The organism is Humibacter ginsenosidimutans (assembly GCF_007859675.1).
Classification (GTDB): domain Bacteria; phylum Actinomycetota; class Actinomycetes; order Actinomycetales; family Microbacteriaceae; genus Humibacter; species Humibacter ginsenosidimutans.
The window spans coordinates 3,354,507-3,373,058 of sequence record NZ_CP042305.1; the positions used below are offsets into that span (position 1 = coordinate 3,354,507).

The 18,552-nt window shown below is 67.5% G+C and carries 15 protein-coding genes; 8 read left to right on the top strand and 7 right to left on the bottom strand.

Features of this window, described 5'->3' with window-relative positions; genetic code table 11:
• Positions 1-18 precede the first annotated feature (18 nt).
• Both FPZ11_RS15515 and FPZ11_RS15520 read right to left on the bottom strand, forming a co-directional pair.
• Positions 19-1,137, bottom strand: coding sequence for a dipeptide epimerase (locus tag FPZ11_RS15515; RefSeq protein ID WP_210415889.1), 1,119 nt, complete (start codon positions 1,135-1,137; stop codon positions 19-21).
• A gap of 58 nt (positions 1,138-1,195) precedes the next feature.
• Positions 1,196-1,804 (bottom strand): TetR/AcrR family transcriptional regulator, encoded by a 609-nt coding sequence (locus FPZ11_RS15520; protein WP_168203871.1) that lies wholly within the window; start codon positions 1,802-1,804, stop codon positions 1,196-1,198.
• A 78-nt stretch (positions 1,805-1,882) separates the two neighbouring features.
• Between FPZ11_RS15520 and FPZ11_RS15525 the strand changes: the two genes are divergently transcribed.
• Complete coding sequence (locus FPZ11_RS15525) at positions 1,883-3,040, top strand: FAD-dependent monooxygenase (RefSeq protein WP_146321998.1); 1,158 nt, start codon at positions 1,883-1,885, stop codon at positions 3,038-3,040.
• Positions 3,041-3,269: 229 nt separating this feature from the next.
• Positions 3,270-4,682 carry an aspartate aminotransferase family protein gene (locus FPZ11_RS15530; RefSeq protein ID WP_146321999.1) on the top strand — a complete coding sequence of 471 codons (1,413 nt, stop codon included), beginning with the start codon at positions 3,270-3,272 and terminating at the stop codon, positions 4,680-4,682.
• 70 nt (positions 4,683-4,752) lie between these two features.
• Here FPZ11_RS15530 and FPZ11_RS15535 read toward each other — a convergent pair whose 3' ends face one another.
• On the bottom strand, positions 4,753-5,631 hold the full coding sequence (locus tag FPZ11_RS15535) for a helix-turn-helix transcriptional regulator (protein ID WP_210415890.1): 879 nt from the start codon (positions 5,629-5,631) through the stop codon (positions 4,753-4,755).
• Positions 5,632-5,688: 57 nt separating this feature from the next.
• On the opposite strand from FPZ11_RS15535, the gene FPZ11_RS15540 reads away from it, so the two are divergent.
• A complete protein-coding gene (locus FPZ11_RS15540) occupies positions 5,689-7,143 on the top strand; it encodes an MFS transporter (RefSeq protein ID WP_210415891.1) in 1,455 nt (484 codons plus the stop codon).
• A gap of 96 nt (positions 7,144-7,239) precedes the next feature.
• On the top strand, positions 7,240-8,202 hold the full coding sequence (gene corA, locus FPZ11_RS15545; RefSeq protein ID WP_146322000.1) for a magnesium/cobalt transporter CorA: 963 nt from the start codon (positions 7,240-7,242) through the stop codon (positions 8,200-8,202).
• A 6-nt stretch (positions 8,203-8,208) separates the two neighbouring features.
• On the opposite strand, the gene FPZ11_RS15550 is transcribed toward corA, so the two are convergent.
• Entirely contained in the window at positions 8,209-8,799 is a 591-nt protein-coding gene (locus FPZ11_RS15550; protein ID WP_146322001.1) for a GNAT family N-acetyltransferase, read from the bottom strand.
• An 80-nt stretch (positions 8,800-8,879) separates the two neighbouring features.
• Positions 8,880-9,218 (bottom strand): ArsR/SmtB family transcription factor, encoded by a 339-nt coding sequence (locus FPZ11_RS19970; protein ID WP_246846293.1) that lies wholly within the window; start codon positions 9,216-9,218, stop codon positions 8,880-8,882.
• Positions 9,219-9,328: 110 nt separating this feature from the next.
• On the opposite strand from FPZ11_RS19970, the gene FPZ11_RS15560 reads away from it, so the two are divergent.
• Positions 9,329-10,489: an MFS transporter gene (locus tag FPZ11_RS15560; RefSeq protein WP_246846294.1), complete on the top strand. Its 1,161-nt coding sequence runs from the start codon at positions 9,329-9,331 to the stop codon at positions 10,487-10,489.
• A gap of 32 nt (positions 10,490-10,521) precedes the next feature.
• Here FPZ11_RS15560 and FPZ11_RS15565 read toward each other — a convergent pair whose 3' ends face one another.
• The gene (locus tag FPZ11_RS15565; protein ID WP_246846295.1) at positions 10,522-12,102 is read right to left on the bottom strand and encodes an MFS transporter; all 1,581 of its coding nucleotides are present in this window, start codon (positions 12,100-12,102) and stop codon (positions 10,522-10,524) included.
• Between the two features lie 156 nt (positions 12,103-12,258).
• On the opposite strand from FPZ11_RS15565, the gene FPZ11_RS15570 reads away from it, so the two are divergent.
• Entirely contained in the window at positions 12,259-14,139 is a 1,881-nt protein-coding gene (locus FPZ11_RS15570; protein WP_146322004.1) for an ABC transporter ATP-binding protein, read from the top strand.
• 165 nt (positions 14,140-14,304) lie between these two features.
• Here FPZ11_RS15570 and FPZ11_RS15575 read toward each other — a convergent pair whose 3' ends face one another.
• Positions 14,305-15,366: a LacI family DNA-binding transcriptional regulator gene (locus FPZ11_RS15575; RefSeq protein ID WP_210415892.1), complete on the bottom strand. Its 1,062-nt coding sequence runs from the start codon at positions 15,364-15,366 to the stop codon at positions 14,305-14,307.
• A 40-nt stretch (positions 15,367-15,406) separates the two neighbouring features.
• On the opposite strand from FPZ11_RS15575, the gene FPZ11_RS15580 reads away from it, so the two are divergent.
• Both FPZ11_RS15580 and FPZ11_RS15585 read left to right on the top strand, forming a co-directional pair.
• Positions 15,407-17,128, top strand: coding sequence for a glycoside hydrolase family 13 protein (locus FPZ11_RS15580; RefSeq protein WP_146322005.1), 1,722 nt, complete (start codon positions 15,407-15,409; stop codon positions 17,126-17,128).
• A 225-nt stretch (positions 17,129-17,353) separates the two neighbouring features.
• Complete coding sequence (locus FPZ11_RS15585; RefSeq protein ID WP_246846296.1) at positions 17,354-18,550, top strand: extracellular solute-binding protein; 1,197 nt, start codon at positions 17,354-17,356, stop codon at positions 18,548-18,550.
• Positions 18,551-18,552 lie beyond the last annotated feature (2 nt).

Sequence of the window (18,552 nt, forward strand, 5' to 3'; positions counted from 1 at the left end):
ACGCCCCTGCTCCCTGCGTCAGCCCGCGAGGCCGAGGATGCCCAGCCCGGGGCCGTCGGGCATCCGCACGGTGTCCGCGTCGTAGTGGATGCCGCCGAGAACCGGTGACGCGCTGAGCCAGAGTCCTGCATCGAGGTCGTGAGCCGTCGGCGCTCCTGACGCGGCGTCCACGGAGGCGGCCACCGCGGCGGCCGCCGCGATGCCCACGTGGCTCTCCATCATGCAGCCCACGATCACGGAGACGTCGGCGTCGAGTGCCAGGTCGCGCACCGCGATCGCCTCCCTGATGCCGCCGGTCTTCGCCAGCTTGATGTTGATCATGTCGGCCGCGTGCCGGCCGATCACCTCGCGGGCGTCGCGCGAGGTCCAGACGCTCTCGTCTGCGAGCACCGTCGTGCCGACGTTGGCGGTGACGAACGCCAGGCCGTCGATGTCGTCCCTCTGCACCGGTTGCTCGACGAGCTCGACGGCGAGGCCGGCGTCTTCCCACGCGCGGATCACGTCGACCGCCTGAGCGGGCGTCCAACCCTGGTTGGCGTCGGCGCGCAGGGTGATGCCGGGGCCGACGGCATGGCGAACCGCACGCATCGCGGCCACGTCATCGCCGCCTGCTCCGACCTTCACCTTGAGCACGCCGAATCCCGTGCCCATGTGCTCGGCAGCCGTCGTCGCGAGCTGTTCGATGTCTTCACGCTTCGTGACGGCCGACAATGTCATGTCGGTGCGCACGCGGTCGCTGGATGCCCCGAGCAGCCCGCGCAGAGGCACCCCCGCCCCCTGCGCCGCCAGGTCGTACACCGCGCAGTCGACGGCCATCCGCGCGGCCGAATTGCGCACGACGGCGCGCTCGAGCGCGAGGCTCGCGACGGCCGCCGACTCGAGAGGGGCCGCCGGCTCAAGAGGCATCCCGAGCAGTGCATCGCGCAGCGGCCCTTCGACCGCCGCCGTCACGCTCTGGGGACTCTCGCCGGTCACCCGCCAGCTCGTCGGAGCCTCGCCCCAGCCGCTGCGCCCATCGCTGTCGACCACTTCGACGAGCATGGCGTCGATGGTGGTGGCGGTGCGCACGGCCGTGACGAACGGCCGTACGAGCGGGACGGGACGACGATGCAGGCGTACTTCGGCGATGGAGGTCACCATCGAACGATACGGCTCGCCGCGGCGGGAGCAGGCGTCACGTCGTCGCGTCGCCGGCTCAGTCCTTGATTCCGAGGCCCATGGCCACGGCCGAGCGGATGCGCGCGGCTCGCTTCTCCGGCGTGTTGTGCTGTGTCTCCAGAAGAACGGCCTGCGTGGCGGCGGAGCTCGCACCCACGAACGCGCCGGCGAGGCCGGCGGCGTGGTGGGCATCCAGCTTCGTGAACCTGACGGTGAGTGCCTCGGAGATGGCCTGGATCGCCGTCAGCTGTGCGAGGGCGCCACGTGCGCGCACCGCGGGAACCGACCCGACGAGCCGAAGCCGCAGCACCGCGCGGTCGCTCACGAAATCGTCGTCGGTCGCCTTCGCCGCGGCATCCAGTCCCCGGAGCAGCACCCTGGCCGGGTCTTCATCCGCGTCAGCCGCCTGGATCGTGGACACGGCTATGTCGATGCGGTCGGAGCCTGCTCCGAAGAGCAGGGCGTCCTTGCTCTCGAAGTATCCGAAGAAGGTCCGCGTGCCGATGTCGGCGGCGGCGGCGATGTCGGCCACGGTCGTCTCGTCGTAGCCCTTGGTGGCGAAGAGCTCGACGCCGGCGGCGATGATGCGCTGCCTGGTCTGTTCCCGTTTGCGCTCGCGGAGCGTCTGCGGCACCTCTGAACTCACGGTTGACACTCTAGCAGTCGATGCTAAATTGCACTGAGTGCGAAATTGCATTGAATGTCAATTGGAAGGAAGGGCGGCATGATCCGGAGTGCTCTGATCAGTGGCGCGGGTGTCGCAGGAGGCGTGCTGGCGTGGCAGCTCGCCGAGCGCGGTGTCGAGGTGACGATCGTGGAGAAGGCGACGGGCCAGCGCTCGAGCGGCAATCCCGTCGACGTGCACGATCAGGCGATGCGCGTGGCCGAACACATGGGCGTGGCGGATGAGCTGCGCGCCGCCGCGACCGGTGTGCGGCGCATGGCGGTGGTGAACCGCGCGGGCAAGCGCGTGGCATCCCTCCCCGCGGCGTTGGTCAATGCGGGCACCGACGGCGTCGAGGTTCCTCGGGCCGACCTGGCGAGCATCCTGGTGCGGGCAGCGGGGACACGGGCGAACGTGATCTTCGACGAGTCGATCGCCGAGCTGCACGACGGGCCGAACGGCGTCGACGTGACACTCGAGTCCGGGCGGTCGGCACGCTACGACATCGTGATCGGGGCGGACGGGCAGCACTCTCGGGTGCGATCGCTCGCGTTCGGTCCCGAGCGGCAGTTCGCGCACCGTCTCGGCATGTTCGTGGCCACGGTCTCCGCTCCCGGCAGCGAGGTCGACCCGGCGCTGATGACCATGCTGAGCGCGCCGGGTCGTTCGTTCTCGCTGCATCCGTCGACGGGCATACCGATCGGGGCGTTCATCTTCCACAGCCCGCTGGCCGAGGGCTTCGACTCGCGCACCGCCGACGCTTCGCGTTCGATCGTGGCCGAGGCCTACGCCGGCCTCGGCTGGCGCGTGCCGGAGTTCGTCGAGCGTTTCCTGGCCGCGCCCGACGTGTACTTCGACACGGTCACGCAGCTGCGACTGGATGCCTGGCACCGCGGCCGCGTCGCGCTGCTCGGGGATGCCGCGTCGTCGGTCTCGCTCTTCGGCGACGGGTCGTCAACGGCGATCGTCGGCGCACGCACCCTGGCGGATGCCGTCGCCGAGCACCCAGACGATCCTGCCGCCGCATTCGAGATGTACGAGCGCCGGCATCGCGAGGTCGTCGGCCCGAAGCAGAAGGGCGTCGCGACCGTGTCGCGCCAGCTCGTGCCGAGGACCGCGTTCGGGCTCGGCATGCGCAACACGGTGCTGCGTGGCATGCAGGCGTACGCGGCGCTGCGCTTCGGACGAAGCGGTGCGGGTGGTGCGGCGTTGGCGTGAGCGGGTGCTGACGGCCCGAGCGGGCGGCACGAGTCGATGCGGGACGAGCGCCCGAGGGGATCGCTCGACGGACCGTGTGGCTCGACCGGTCGCTCGACCCCCGTCGCAAAACCGCGCCGTTTCGGGCGATTCGTCCGCGAGGGGTGCCGCGGAGCATCCCTCGCGAACAGAATGGACGCAACGACGTATCGCTGCCGGGCGTCGCTCGACGGCGGAAAGGCAGGGCACGATGACGAGCACTGAGACGCTGGCGACGGGCACGGGGTTCGACGACTCCGACCTCCAGGCGAAGGCGAAGGAACACCTCTGGATGCACTTCGCCCGGCAATCGGTGATGGAAGACGGCCCCGGCGTTCCCATCATCGTGCGCGGCGAAGGCCACCGCATCTGGGACATCCAGGGCAAGGAGTACATCGACGGCCTCGCCGGCCTGTTCACCGTCAACGCCGGCCACGGGCGCAAGCGGCTCGCGGAGGCCGCGGCCAAGCAGGCGGAGCAGCTCGCCTACTTCCCGATCTGGTCGTATGCGCATCCCGCTGCCATCGAGCTCGCCGACCGGATCGCCGGTTACGCTCCCGCCGACCTGAACCACGTGTTCTTCACGACCGGTGGAGGCGAGGCTGTCGAGACGGCGTTCAAGCTCGCGAAGTACTACTGGAAGCTGCGCGGCAAGCCGACGAAGCACAAGGTGCTGTCGCGTTCCATCGCGTATCACGGCACCACGCAGGGCGCGCTGGCGCTGACCGGCATCCCCGAGATGAAGCAGATGTTCGAGCCGCTCACTCCCGGCGGGTTCCGGGTGCCGAACACCAACTTCTACCGCGCTGCCGAGCACGGGGCGCCGTCTGACGACATCGAGGCGTTCGGCCGCTGGGCCGCCGACCGCGTCGCCGAGATGATCGAGTTCGAGGGGCCCGACACCGTCGCGGCGATCTTCCTCGAGCCCGTGCAGAACGCGGGTGGATGCTTCCCGCCGCCCCCCGGATACTTCCAGCGGGTGCGCGAGATCTGTGACGAGTACGACGTGCTGCTGGTCAGCGACGAGGTGATCTGCGCATTCGGTCGCATCGGCCAGTGGTTCGCGTGCGACGAGTTCGGCTACGTGCCCGACATGATCACCTGCGCGAAGGCGATGACCAGCGGATACTCGCCGCTCGGTGCCTGCATCGTCAGCGACAAGATCTACGAGCCGTTCAAGCACGGAGACGCCTCGTTCCCGCACGGCTACACGTTCGGCGGCCACCCGGTCTCCGCCGCCGTCGCTCTGGAGAATCTCGACATCTTCGAGGAGGAGCGGCTCAACGAGCGGGTGCGCGAGAACTCGCCGCTGTTCCGTGCCGAGCTGGAGACGCTGCTCGACCTGCCGATCGTCGGCGACGTGCGCGGCGCCGGCTACTTCTTCGGCATCGAGCTGGTGAAGGACAAGACGACCAAGGAGACGTTCAACGCCGAGGAGTCGGAGCGACTGCTGCGCGGCTTCATGTCCAAGGCGCTGTTCGACGCGGGCCTGTACTGCCGGGCGGATGACCGTGGAGACCCCGTCATCCAGCTCTCGCCGCCGCTCACCATCGGCCCGACCGAGTTCGCGCAGATCCGCGACATTCTGCGTGGCGTGCTCACGGAGGCATCAGCGCGACTGTGATCGCACGAACGCTCGGTGCTCGTTCGGAGGAGGAATTCCGCCCCCGACGAGCGCCGAGTGGCGTGTGGCGTCAGCCCGCGACGACCGTGAGGTGGGAGCGGCGGTCGTCGTCGAGCATCCGCTGCACCTTGGCGGCCGTGTCGGTTCCCTCGATCGGGTTGTGCAGCACGAGAAGCAGATCCGGCCGGCCCGGTGCCGACAGCTGGGTCGACTCGAAGTCGAGCCGGCCGGCCGCCGGATGGTCGAGCACCTTGTGGAACCCCTCGAGGTCCCGAACCTCGTGTCGTCCCCACAGCTCGGCGAAGTCGGCGCTTTCGGCCGAGAGTCGCTCGATCACCTCGGCGTAGCCCTCGTCTCCCGGATGCTCTGACATGAGCGCCCGGTACTGGGCGGTCAGGCGTCGGGCATGCTCCGACCAGTCGACGTATTCCGTGCGGTACATCGGGTCGACGAAGAACGCACGCAGGCAGTTGCCGTGGTCGTCGGGGTCGTAGCCGAGCACGAGCTGCGCCGCGCGGTTGGCGCCGATCAGGTTCCAGTAGCGATCGAGCAGATGGGCCGGGTGGGGCATCCATCGTTCGATCACGCCGATCAGGTCGGCGGCGACGGATGTTCCCTGCCACGCAGCCGGCAGCGGAGGGTTCAGCCCGGCGAGCACGTACAGGTGCCGCCGTTCGGCCTCGCCCAGCCCCAGCACGCGCGCGACGGCATCCAGCACCTGACCCGACACCGTGATGTCGCGCCCCTGCTCGAGCCACTGGTACCAGGAGACGCCGACTCCCGCGAGCACCGCGACCTCCTCGCGGCGCAGGCCCGGTGTGCGTCGGCGCGGACCGGCGGGAAGGCCGACGGCGTCAGGGCTCACCTGTGCGCGCCTGGCCATGAGGAACGCGCGCAACTCTTCGCGGCGGGCCGAAGCCCCGGTCGATGGCGCCAGGGTGGTGGTCACGACAACAGGATATCCAGTGGCTACGGAGCCGGCCGCTGCGGCCGCGAGGCTCGAGACATGACAACAGCCACGGCCAACATCCCCGTCTCGGAGGCAGCGGGCACACGCATGAGTGCGCGTGCCTGGCTGGTTCTCTTCGTGCTCTGCGCAGCCCAGTTCATGGTGGCGCTCGACTTCTCCATTCTCAACATCGCCCTGCCGACGCTCGGTCCCGATCTCGGGCTCGACGACGCGAACCTCCAGTGGGCGGTGACGGCGTTCGCGCTGCCCTCCGGCGGATTCCTGCTGCTGGCGGGCCGCATCGGCGATCTCATCGGCCGCCGACGCATGTTCATCGCAGGCCTCGTGCTCTTCACCGCCGCGTCGGTTCTCGCCACCTTCGCCTGGGGCGCAGGCCCGTTCCTCGCGGCCAGAGCGCTGCAGGGCCTGGGCGCGGCGGCGATCGTGCCGACCGGGATGGCGCTGCTGACGACCTCGTTCAAAGAGGGGCCGCTGCGCGATCGCGCCATCGGCATCAGCGGCATGATCCTGTCGTTGGGCTTCACCGTCGGCGTCGTGCTCGGCGGCGTGCTCACCCAGGCCTTCGGCTGGCGGTCGACGATGGCGCTGGGCGTCGTGATGGGTGCGCTCGTGCTCGTGCTGGCGCCGCTTCTTCTGACCGAGAGCCGGTCGCAGGAGCGGGCACAGCTGGATGTTCCCGGTGCGGTGACCGTGTCGGGCGGGCTCCTCGCGCTGATCTACGGCATGAGCGAGGCCGCCCAGCGCGGATGGGCGCACATCGACGTGATCATCGCCGTCGCTGCGGCCCTCGTGCTGCTCGTCGCGTTCTGGAACGTGGAGAAGCGGGCGCAGCATCCTCTCGTCGCGCTGGCCGTGCTGAAGCGACCGACCGTGGCGTTCGGCAATCTCGGCGGCATGGTGACGTTCGCGATGATGAGCGCCGTCATGTTCCTCTCGACGCTCTACCTTCAGCAGGTGCTCGGACTTCAGCCGGCCGAGTCGGGACTCGTCTTCGGTGTGATGGGCGTGGTGGCGGCCGTCACAGGAGTGATCGCGCCGCGCTTCATCGCACGGTTCGGAGCTCGGTTGGTGCTCGTCGTCGCGCTCTCGCTGCAGGCGGTGGCGATCTCACTCCTGGTGTTCCTCGGGCCCGGCAACGGCGTCGTGCTGGTCGCAGTGGCCGGTTCGGTGGCCTGCATCGGTCACCTGGGCGCGGTCGTCTCGTACGGAGTGGCGGCGACGTCGGGACTGGACAACGACGAGCAGGGGCTCGCGACCGGCCTGGTGACCACCGCTCAGCAGGTGGGGGTGACCATCGGCATCCCGATCATCTCGGCCGTGGCCGCCGCTGTCACCGCGACGCTGACCGTGCGCGGAGCCGGCACGGTGGATGCCGCGCTCGGCGGAATCCGCACCGGGCTGCTCGTCGACGCGGTCGTGGTGGCCGCCGCGGCGGTGGCGATCGGGTTCGGGCTGCTGCGTCGTCGTGCGGCGGTGGATGCCCCGCGCTGATCGTCGACGCCTCGCGCGTAGCCCCGTGCCGCCCTCTCGCGACACGGGGCTACGCTGACGGATGCCTCACCGTCCCACCGAAGCAGCGGAGCCCCCATGCGCATCCTCGACTCCATCGACGACGCACTCATCACCGAGTTGCGGCAGAAGCAGGAGTTCTTCTGGCTCGACCTCAGCGCGCCGACCGACGAACAGGTGCAGCACATCGGCTCGTTGCTGAAGCTGCATCCGCTCGCCGTCGAGGACAGCGTGCGGTTCCATCAGCGGCCGAAGCTCGACACGTACGGCGACACCGCGCTGCTCGTGCTGGAGGGCGGCGTCGAGTCGCAGCCGGAGGACGAGAACCCGCATCCGCTCGAGGAGGTGCACTGCCACTTGAGCGGCGACTACGTGGTGACGTTGCACCGTCAGCCCTATGCGGGCCTCGACGAGTTGAAGAAGCTGTTCCAGCAGACCGAGCTCAGCAAGACCGAGCGCTACTACGTGTACAAGATCATCGATGTGGTCGTCGACAGCTATTTTCCGATGCTGGCCGACCTCGATGAGCAGATCAACGACCTCGAAGACGCCATCGTCTCCGGCGCAGGCAAGCAGGAGCTGGCGGAGACGTTCCGGCTCAAGCGGCTGCTTCTGAAGCTGCGCAAGGCCGTGGTGCCCATGAGGGATGTCTTCGCGCGCGAGATCGAGGTCATCGCCGATCTCGCGGGCCTCGAGCCCGACAGCCACGACTACTTCCGCGATGTCTACGACCATCTGATCCGCATCACCGACGAACTGGACTCGTACCACGAGATGGTCGCCGGGTGCACCGACCTCTATCTCTCGACCGTGGCGAACAGGCAGGGCGAGACATCCAAGCAGCTCACGATCATCGCGTCGATCTTCTTGCCGTTGAGCTTCTTGACCGGATTCTTCGGCATGAACTTCAGCTGGGAGGTCGGCCACGTGCTCGTCGGCCCGTGGTCGTTCCTGCTGCTCGGGCTCGGCACGATGGTGGTGTCGGCAGGCCTGATGTGGTGGTGGTTCCACCACAAGGGGTGGACCGGCTCGGACGACTGACCGCGCTCAGGCGAGGCGCTTGCGCATGACCCAGCGGTCGCGGCCGCCGATGTGCGACGACGTCAGGGCCGCACGCTCGAACCCGGCGCGCTCGAACAGGTCGGTGCTGCCGACGTAGCCCGAGATCATGTCGACCCGTCCCTGGCCGGAGAGGTCGATCGGATAACCCTCCACCACCGAGGCGCCGTGGTCGCGGGCATGGCGCACCGCGCCGTCGAGCAACGTGAGCATGAGGCCCTGCCTCCGGTAGGCGGGCTTGACGACGAAGCAGACGATCGACCAGGCCTCCTCGTCGTCGACGAACGGGATGGTGCGTGAGTTCATCAGCCTGCGATAGCTGGATCGCGGCGCGATCGAGCACCAGCCGGCAGGCTCGCCGTCCACGTAGGCGAGCACGCCGGGACCCGGCTCGTTCTCGCACTCGTTCTTCATGTAGGCGGCGGGGTCGATGCCGGCGCGGGTGTCGCGGTACGACATGCACCAGCATCCTCTGCCGTCGGGCTTCTTCACGCCGACGACGTCATAGAAGCCGTCCCAGTGATCGTAGGCGGGCACCACCTCGATGGATGCGCCGTCGAGCTGAATGCGCCGAGCCATGCTGCCTCCCCATCCCGCGTTCGTGTGGAAACGAGCGTATTCCGAGCCCCTGTCACTGGGCGGGAACGGTCGGTGCGGGGTCAGTCGGTCAGGAGCGAGTCGATCAGGCCGGGAAAGCGCTCGTCGAGCTCGGCGCGGCGCAGACGGATGCTGTGGGTGCGGCCGTTCACCTGCCACTGCGTGAGCCCCGCCTCGCGCAGCGTCTTGAAGTGGTGCGACAGCGTCGACTTCTGCACGTGGCACTCCGCCGTGAGCGCGGACTTGGGCTGAGGCTCGCCGTTCGCCAGTCTCCGCACCATGTCGAGCCGAATCGGATCCGCGACCGCGCGGAGCACGTCGACGAGTTGCACGTCGGCGAGATCGGGCACGGGATAGTGCTCGACACCGGACGGCGCGGCGTTCTGAACGTGTTCGGTCACGACACTCTCCGAAAAATAGTTCGACAATCATCGAACAATTGGTCTATCTTGACGGTATGACCGTCATCGAACAATCATATCGCGGTTCTACCCTTCGACTCCTTCTCCTCATGGTCGGCCTGTTCGCGGTGGGCACGAACGCGTTCGTCATCGCGGGCCTTCTGCCCCGCATCGCCGACGGGCTCGGCGCGAGCCAGGCATCCGTCAGCTACACGATCACGATCTACGCGGTGCTCGTCGCGGTGGCGTCACCGGCCGTGGCGATCGTGCTGGCGCGGGTCTCGAGAGCCGGACTGATGGCATCCGGGGCCTTGCTCTTCACCGTGGGTGTCGTGGTCGCGGCCCTCAGCACCTCGCTCACGTGGTTCGTGATCGCCCGCGTGATCGCCGCGTTCGGCGGCGCGGCGCTCGTGCCCACCGCGAGCGCCGTCGCGGCGACGATCGTCGCGCCCGAGCGACGCGGGCGGGCGCTCGCCTTCGTGGGAGCCGGTTTCACACTCGCCGTCGCGATCGGCTCGCCGCTCGGCACCGCACTGGGCAGCGCGGCCGGCTGGCGCGCCCCGATGTGGCTGCTCGTCGGCATCGGCGCGCTGGTCACCGTGCTGATTCCGGTGGCATTCCGCGGGATGCCCCGCCCCGCCCCCGTCTCGCTGCGCGCCAGGGTGCGCCCGCTGTCCGACCTCCGGGTGATCGCCGCTCTCGGCGGCGTGCTCTTCGCCACCGCCAGCTTCAACATCGTGTACATCTTCTCGGCACAGGTTCTGCATCGGGCGACCGGCGGATCGGGCACGCTGCTCGCGGTCCTGCTGCTCGTGTACGGCGGTGCGGGCGTGCTCGGCAACGTCTTCGCCGGCCGCATCACCGACCGCTACGGCAGTCGAGCGAGCGCGGCCGTCGCCCTGATCGTTCAGGCGGTCGCCCTGGTGGCCGTCGCGTTCTTCGAGTGGTCGTATCCGCTCTGTCTCCTGCTGTTCGTGGTCTGGGGCGTGGTGGTCGCGGGGCTCACGATCCCCATGCAGCACCGGCTCGTAAGCATCGATCCGGCGAACGCGCAGCAGACGATGGCCTGGTTCTCGACGGCCATGTACCTCGGCATCGCCATCGCCCCGCCGCTCGGCAACGCGGCCATCGGGCTCGGCGGGCCGTGGCTGGTGCCGATCGCGGGCGCCGTGGTGAGCGTGCTGGCGCTGGGGCTGTTCCTGCTGGGATTCGCGACGCGACGGATGTCTGCGGTCGCGACCCACGGCATCCCGACGACGGTCGAGCCGTAGACCGCGGCGCCGCGCGGGCCGAGCACGCAGGGTCAGCCGAGGCTGACCCGCTTCGGCAGCGTGAACACGAGCAGGAACGCGGCCACGGCGAACGCGGCGCTCGTCAGCATCGCCAGCGCGGCGCCGTTGCCGAATGCCACCGCGAGCCCGTGATCGACGTACTGCTGGATGGCGTGCTTGACGGCATCCGCTCCGCCCGCGGCGTGCTGCCTGGCGATCTCAGCCGCCTTCGCCTTGCTCGGAGCGAACGACGACGGGAGCTGCCCGAAGAGCACGCTGCCGATGATGGCGATGCCGATGGCCGACCCGATGCGCTGCATGGTCTGGATGACGCCGCTCGCGGCGCCGGCCTCCGAGTTGTCGACGGTCGCCACGATGAACCGCGCGTTGGGAGCGATGAACAGGCCGCTGCCGAATCCCGCGACGAGCAGCGGGGGCAGCAGATCCCAGTTGACGAGGTCTTGCGTCGGCGCCAGCCAGAAGAGCAGCCAGAGCGCGATCAGTCCCAGTGCGACCAGTCCCGTGCCGAGGCTGAGCACGTTGCGGCCCAGCCGCTGGGCGACAGGATCGCTCAGGGCTGCGCCCACGATGCTTCCGATCGAGAACGGCAGCGACACCAGGCCGGACTCGAGAGCTGTGTGTCCGAGTCCGGCCTGCCAGAGCAGCGAGATGCTGAAGAAGATGCTGGTGAAGGCGGCAAAGTACACGAAGGCGAGCAGCACGCCGCCGGTGAACTGCGGATGCGAGAACAGGTGCGGCGGCACCAGAGGCTCCGTCGTCGTGGTGGCGACGTGCCGCTCCCAGAAGGCGAACAGCACGAGCAGAACGACCCCGCCGGCGAGGCTGAGCCAGGTCCACAACGGCCAGCCCTGATCCTCACCCTCGATGAGAGGCACCAGGAGGGCGACGAGGCCGGCGATCGCGAGAAGCAGGCCGACGACATCCGTCGACAGCCGCTTGCCCTCTGCGCCGCCTGGAACGAGCAGGAAGGCGGCGATCACGGTGAGCACGCCGATCGGCGCGTTGACGAAGAAGATGGACCGCCATCCCTCGGTCTCCCCGAACGCCTGGATGAGCAGCCCGCCCACCAGCGGACCGAGCGCCGTCGAGATGCCGATCACGGCGCCCATCACCCCGAACGCCCGCCCGCGAACGCGCGGCGGGAACATCAGCTGGATCAGGGATGCCACGGCAGGCACATAGATGCCGCCGCCGATTCCCTGCACCACCCGGGCCACGACGAGCTCGGTGCTCGACTGCGCGAAGCCGCACCACATGCTGGCGAGCGTGAAGATCGCGACGCCCGCGATGAAGATCCACTTGTGCCCGAAACGGTCGCCGAAACGTCCGGCGGGGATGAGCAGCAGGCCGAAGGCGAGGGCATATCCCGAGATCACCCAGGACAGCGTCGCCTCGTCGGCGTTCAGGCTCGTGCGGATGGTCTGCAGTGCGACGTTGACGATGCTCGTGTCGAGCAGCGCCATGGCCATGCCTGCCAGCAGCACGACCAAGGCCCACCAGGCCCGCGGGCTCACTGTGGTGCCGTTCGGCTCCGGCGAGAGCGTGAACGAGCCGGCCCGAGGGTCGGACGCCTGCGAGATGCTGTCCGTCACCGGACAAGTTGACCACGCCGACCGCCAGACCGCACTCGTTCGCCCGGCTTCGGGTCGACGGGAATACGCATGAACGATATATCGTTGATAGGTCATGCTGCGACGAGAGGGTTCGACGCAGCGAGATTTCCACGCAGCGAGAAGAGGAGTCGACGCATGAGCGGTATCGGACACGGCCCGGCGCCAGGACACGGTCGCGGCAGGGGACACGGCGGCGACATCGCCTCGCAGAAGGCGGCGAACGCGCAGGCGCCGAAGATCCCGCACCTGTTGCGCAGGGTGGGCGCGCTCTTCGCGCCGCACAAGCTCGCGCTCTCGGTGACGGTGACGCTGGTGCTGATCTCGGCAGCGCTCTCGGTGGTGCCGCCGCTGTTGACGCAGAGGGTGTTCGACGACGGGCTCTTCCCGGGCACCGGGCATCCCAACGTCGGAGTGACGATCACGCTGGTGGTCGCGATGATCGTCGTCTACCTCGCCTCGAGCGGGCTCGGCGTGTGGCAGACCTACCTCACGGCCACGGTCGGCAACAAGGTGATGGGCGCGTTGCGGGTGAAGCTCTTCCGGCACCTGCAGTCGATGGAGCTGAGCTTCTTCACGCGCACCAAGACGGGGGTCATCCAGTCGCGGCTGCAGAACGATGTCGGCGGCGTGGCGAGCGTGCTCACGAACACCATCTCGAGCGTGCTCGGCAACATCGTCACGGTGATCGCGGCCTTCGTCGCGATGCTGCTGCTCAACTGGCAGCTCACGCTGATCGCCGTCGTGCTGATGCCTTTTCTCGTGATCGCCCAGCGGCGCGTGGGTCAGGTGCGGGCGCGTATCGCCACGGCCACCCAGGAGTCGCTCTCCGACATGACCGCGATCACTCAGGAGACGCTGAGCGTGTCGGGCATCCTGCTCTCCAAGAGCTTCAACAGGCAGCACGCCGAGACCGCCCGCTACTCGGCCGAGAACGAGACCCAGGTCGCGCTCCAGGTGAAGGAGACGATGAGCGGCCAGTGGTTCTTCGCGATGGTGAACATCTTTCTGTCGTCCATCCCCGCCATCGTCTACCTGGTGTCGGCGTGGCTGCTGAACGGTGGCACCACCGACATCACGGCCGGAACCATCGTGGCGTTCACCACGGTGCAGGCGCGGTTGCTGTTCCCGCTGATGGGCATCATGCAGACGGCGCTCAACCTGCAGACCTCCAGCGCGCTGTTCGCCCGCATCTTCGAGTACCTCGACCTGAAGCCTGCGATTCAGGATGCTCCAGGTGCAGTCGGGCTGTCGGCTTCCGACCCGATCGGCGAGGTCGAGTTCCGCGACGTGACGTTCCGCTACCCCGACGCCCGAGACGAGGAACGGCCGACGCTCGACGACGTGTCGTTCACCATCCGCCCCGGTCAGTTCGCGGCCTTCGTGGGCCCTAGCGGCGCGGGCAAGACGACGGTCTCGTACCTCGTTCCGCGGTTGTACGAGGCGTCGGACGGCGCCGTGCTGTTCGGGGGCAAGGACGTGCGCGCGCTGCAGCACGACTCGCTCATCGACCACATCGGCATCGTCAGCCAGGAGACCTACCTCTTTCACGCGACCATCGCCGAGAACCTCAGGTACGCGGCACCGGATGCCACGCAGCAGCAGCTCGAGGCGGCGGCGCGGGCCGCGAACATCCACGACACCATCGCGGGGTTCCCCGACGGCTACGACACAGTCGTGGGGGAGCGCGGGTACCGGCTCTCCGGTGGCGAGAAGCAGCGCATCGCGATCGCGAGGGTGCTGCTGAAGGATCCGGAGGTGCTCATCCTCGACGAGGCGACGAGCGCGCTCGACACCATCTCGGAGCGTGTTGTGCAGCAGGCTCTCGACTCCGCCTCGCACGGGCGAACGACGCTTGCCATCGCGCACCGGCTCTCGACGGTGATCGGCGCCGACGTCATCTTCGTGATCGACCGCGGCCGCGTTGTCGAGCACGGCACCCACGCCGAGCTGCTCGCCCTCGACGGCGAGTATGCGCGGCTCTACGAGGAGCAGGCGCGGGTGAGCGTTGCCGCGTAGAGACCCCGGCGTCGAGGATGCATCCATGGAGGTGCGCCGATCCTCGCCCCGGTAGGCAATCCCGCTCCGCCGGGCGAGTGACATGTCATCGCGTGCCGCCGTTGAAAGTCGCCTAGCGGACCTCGGCGGACGGTTCCTTCGGCGGGTATGTCGAGTTGCGTTCGATCAGTCTGACGTGCAGGGGGTGATTGGCTGGTCGATCGTCTGACCCTCGATGGCAGTGAGCAGGAGCTGCGCTGCGTTGAGCGCTTTCGTGTAGACATCCTGGTCGATCGAGGTCAGCTTGGGCGTGATGTAGTTGTCGACGTCGAGATTGTCGAAGCCCACGACGGAGACGTCCTTCGGAACCGCGATCTCTTGCTCTCGGAGCCCCTCGATGATGCCGATGGCCAGCACGTCGGCAGTGGCGAACACGGCCGTTATCGCCGGGTGGCGGGACGTGAGTTCACGGCCGATGGCGATACCTGCTTCATATGTGGACTCGCCTTCCTCACGATCCGCTGGATCCCACTCGGCGTCCGCCTCCCCAAACGCTGCGATGAACCCCGCGAAGCGTTCGTGGATGACACCCGTGGTTCCGATGTCGGGACCTGCGAACAGGATGCGTCGGTGTCCCTGGGTGAGGAGGTGCGCTGCGGCGAGGCGACCGCCCTGGAAGTCGTCGGAGCGGACTTCGATCGCGTCGGTCGTGGATGCGTAGCTGTCCAGGGCGACGATCGTCGTGTTGGCCGGCGGATGGACTCGTTCCACTCCTCGGTCGGGAAAGCCGAGGAGGATGGCGCCGTCCAGATTCCAAGACCTCAGCGCGATGTCCACTTCTTCGGCTGTCGAGACGCCGCGAAACAGTACGTGGTATCCGCGGCCACGAAGCTCGCGCTCGAGCACGCCGAAGACTTCGACGTTGTAGGGGCTGAGTGCGAGAGTGGCGTTCGCCTCTGCGGGGACCAGCAGTCCGATGAGTTTCGATGAATCGGCGGCGAGGCTGCGGGCCGAGGCGCTGGGGACGTAGCCGCGGCGACGGGCTATCTGCTCGATGCGTTCGATGGTGGACTCGGACACCTTGCCACGTTTGCCGTTGAGCGAGTTCGACACCGTCATGATGCTGACGCCTGCTTCGTCGGCGATGTCTTTCAAGGTGACTCGACGGCTCACGATTACTCCCCACGGCACCGAATTTCCTGCTGGTGCGATCATAGCGGGTTGACTCGGGATGATATAGCGGTACACTTCCGGAAAGGTATAGCGCTAAAGCAAGAAAGTGTGATCAATGAAGCTCAGTCCCCGATCCTCGACAGCTCCCGTCGAGGGGCTTGCCGATTCTCCAGTCGCATGGTGGCAAACGGCGGTGGTCTACGAGGTGTACGTGCGCAGCTTCGCGGATGGCAACGGGGACGGCATCGGTGATCTGGAAGGGGTTCGATCCCGGCTGGGCTATCTGCGCGACCTGGGGGTGGACGCCCTGTGGTTCACCCCGTGGTATGCGTCGCCCTGGGTGGACGGCGGATATGACGTGGCCGACTACCGGCAGATCCATCCCGACTTCGGCACGGTCGCCGAAGCCGAGACGCTGATCGCGGAGGCGGCCGGGTTGGGCATTCGGACCATCGTCGATGTCGTGCCGAACCATGTGTCGTCTCAGCACAGCTGGTTCCGGGAAGCACTCGCTTCCGCGCCGGGGTCTGAGGCGCGGTCACGGTTCTGGTTCCGTCCCGGGCGCGGCGTACGCGGTCAGGAGCCGCCGACGCGGTGGCCCTCGAGCTTCTCGGGTGAGACGTGGACGCGTACCACGAACGCGGACGGCAGTCCCGGCGAGTGGTATCTGCACCTGTTCGACGCCGAGCAGCCGGATCTGAATTGGGACGACCCGACCGTGCGAAACGAGTTCGAGGATGTCTTGCGGTTCTGGTTCGATCGCGGTGTCGCCGGTGTACGCGTCGATTCGGCGGCCTTCCTGGTGAAGGATCCCGGACTCCCGGAAATGGAAGCTGAGGGTACGGCCCATCCGTTCTTGGACCGCGACGAGATCCACGACATCTATCGCCGGTGGCGGCTCGTCACCGACGAGTATCCGCAGCGCGCGCTCGTGGGAGAGATCTGGCTACCCGACCTGGACCGGTTCGCTCGGTATCTGCGGCCGGACGAACTGCACATGGCGTTCAACTTCGACTTCATGGTGCAACCGTGGGACGCAGGAGCGTTTCGCCATTCGATCGTGGAGACGCTGGCGGTGCACGAACGAGTCGGAGCGCCGGCGACCTGGGTGCTGTCGAATCACGACATCACCCGACCAGTCACCCGATACGGCAGAGACGACAGCGCGTTCTCGTTCGAGACCAAGCGTTTCGGCATCCCGACCGATCTGGAGCGCGGCACCGCTCGTGCACGCGCGGCCGCTCTGCTGACCGGGGCCCTGCCTGGTGTCTTGTATGTGTACCAGGGTGACGAGCTCGGCTTGCCCGAGGCCGAGGACCTCCCGACTGAAAGCCGGCACGACCCGATGTTCTTCCGCTCCGAGGGTCGCGACCCGGGACGAGAAGGATGCCGCGTGCCGCTTCCTTGGACCGCTTCCGGATCATCCTTCGGATTCTCATCTGCATCATCCGGCGGCTCCCGCCGGCCCTGGCTGCCACAGCCGGGGGACTGGGGTGCCTACAGCGTCGAAGCCGAACGCGCAGATCCCCGCTCGATGCTGTCTCTGTACACCGGAATGATCCGCTTGCGCCGTGACCTCCCCGACCTCACTGACGAGCCCCTGGAATGGCTGCCGTCGGACGACGACGTGCTCGCTTTCCGACGGGGCGCGGTCAGTTGCGTCGTGAACATGTCCGATCACGGCATCGAACTTCCGCTGGGCGCACGCGTGCTCATCGGAAGCGCCCCCGTCGCCGAAGGAGCACTCGCTCCTGACACTGCGGTGTGGCTCCACGGCGAGTCGCTTCCCGGCGACACCGCCTCTCTCCCCGTCGCCCGGCCCGCCTCGGCGGACTGACTCGACACACAGCACCGTCCTGTAGTCCCTATCCAGTGAAAGGAACCCGAACAATGAAGTTTCGAGTCAGGCGCATCGCCCCAATTGCGGGGATCGTCGCGCTCGCCGTCATCCTGAGCGGATGCACCAGCCCCTCGAGTTCCCCCCTCGTCGGGGAAGACCACGATCACGGTATCGATCGACACCGGGCTGAAGAAGGACGCCCTGAAGCAGATCGACGACCGGGTGAAGGCCTTCGAAAAGCTCAACCCGAACATCACCGTCAAAACGCAGCCCTACGACTGGGTGGCGACGACGTTCACCGCGCAACTTGCCGGTGGAACCCTGCCCGACGTGTTCACGGTGCCGTTCACCGACGGGACCTCGCTCATCAATCAGGGACAGGTGGCCGACATCAGTTCTCTGATCTCCAAGCTGCCCTATGTCGACAAGTTCAATCCCGCGGTGATCAGCAACGCCAAGAGCTCATCCGGGAAGATCGAGGGCCTCCCGATCTCCGCCTACGGCCAAGCCCTCTACTACAACCGCCAGCTGTTCACGCAGGCCGGTCTGAACCCGGACAAGCCGCCGACCACGTGGAGCGAACTGCAGACCGATGCGAAGGCCATCGCCGAGAAGACCGGCCAGGCCGGGTTCTCCACGATGACGCAGGAGAACACCGGCGGTTGGTCGCTGGTCACCCTGGCGTACGCGTTCGGCGGTCGAGCGGAGAAGGTCGACGGCAAGAAGGCGACCGCCACCGTGGACACCAAGCCGTTCCAGAAGGCTTTGCAGGTGCTGCATGACCTGCGTTGGAACGACAACGCGATGGGTGCAGACTTCCTCTACAACTGGAACAGCATCAACCAGGACTTCGCGGCCGGCAAAGTCGGCATGTACATCAGCGGCGGCGGCAACTACACCTCGCTGGTGCAGCAGAACGCGATCGACCCGAAGATCGTTGGTGAGACGGTGATCCCGCTCGACGGCAAGAACTCGGGTGCACTCGGTGGCGGGACGATCGCCTTCGTGCGCGCCAAGACGAGCAGCGCCGTGCAGGACGCTGCAGTCAAGTGGATCGACTACTACTACATGCAGCAGCAGTACGACAAGACAGCGTCGGTGTCGGCGGCGAAGCTGGCCATCGCATCCAACCAGCCCGTCGGCGTGCCGCAGGTGCCGGTGTTCGACAAGGCCACGTACGACAAGACGCTGGAGTGGACGAAGAAGTATGTCAACGTGCCGCTGAACCAGTTCGCGCCCTACGCCAAGGGCGAGTTCAAGCAGCAGATTATCCCCGAGCCCGCTCAGCAGACACAGGCGCTTTACGGGAAGCTCGATCCGGTCGTGCAGGCCGTGCTGACGAACAAGAACGCCGATATCCCCACGCTGCTGTCGCAGGCGAACACCACCATCCAGTCGTTGCTCGACTCGGGCAACTGACA

Excerpts from the sequence above, each read along its gene's own strand:
- FPZ11_RS15525 (WP_146321998.1), top strand. The coding sequence starts at position 1,883 with ATGATCCGGAGTGCTCTGATCAGTGGCGCGGGTGTCGCAGGAGGCGTG.
- FPZ11_RS15530 (WP_146321999.1), top strand. The coding sequence starts at position 3,270 with ATGACGAGCACTGAGACGCTGGCGACGGGCACGGGGTTCGACGACTCC.
- FPZ11_RS15540 (WP_210415891.1), top strand. The coding sequence starts at position 5,689 with ATGACAACAGCCACGGCCAACATCCCCGTCTCGGAGGCAGCGGGCACA.
- corA (WP_146322000.1), top strand. The coding sequence starts at position 7,240 with ATGCGCATCCTCGACTCCATCGACGACGCACTCATCACCGAGTTGCGG.
- FPZ11_RS15550 (WP_146322001.1), bottom strand. The coding sequence starts at position 8,799 with ATGGCTCGGCGCATTCAGCTCGACGGCGCATCCATCGAGGTGGTGCCC.
- FPZ11_RS15560 (WP_246846294.1), top strand. The coding sequence starts at position 9,329 with ATGGTCGGCCTGTTCGCGGTGGGCACGAACGCGTTCGTCATCGCGGGC.
- FPZ11_RS15570 (WP_146322004.1), top strand. The coding sequence starts at position 12,259 with ATGAGCGGTATCGGACACGGCCCGGCGCCAGGACACGGTCGCGGCAGG.
- FPZ11_RS15580 (WP_146322005.1), top strand. The coding sequence starts at position 15,407 with ATGAAGCTCAGTCCCCGATCCTCGACAGCTCCCGTCGAGGGGCTTGCC.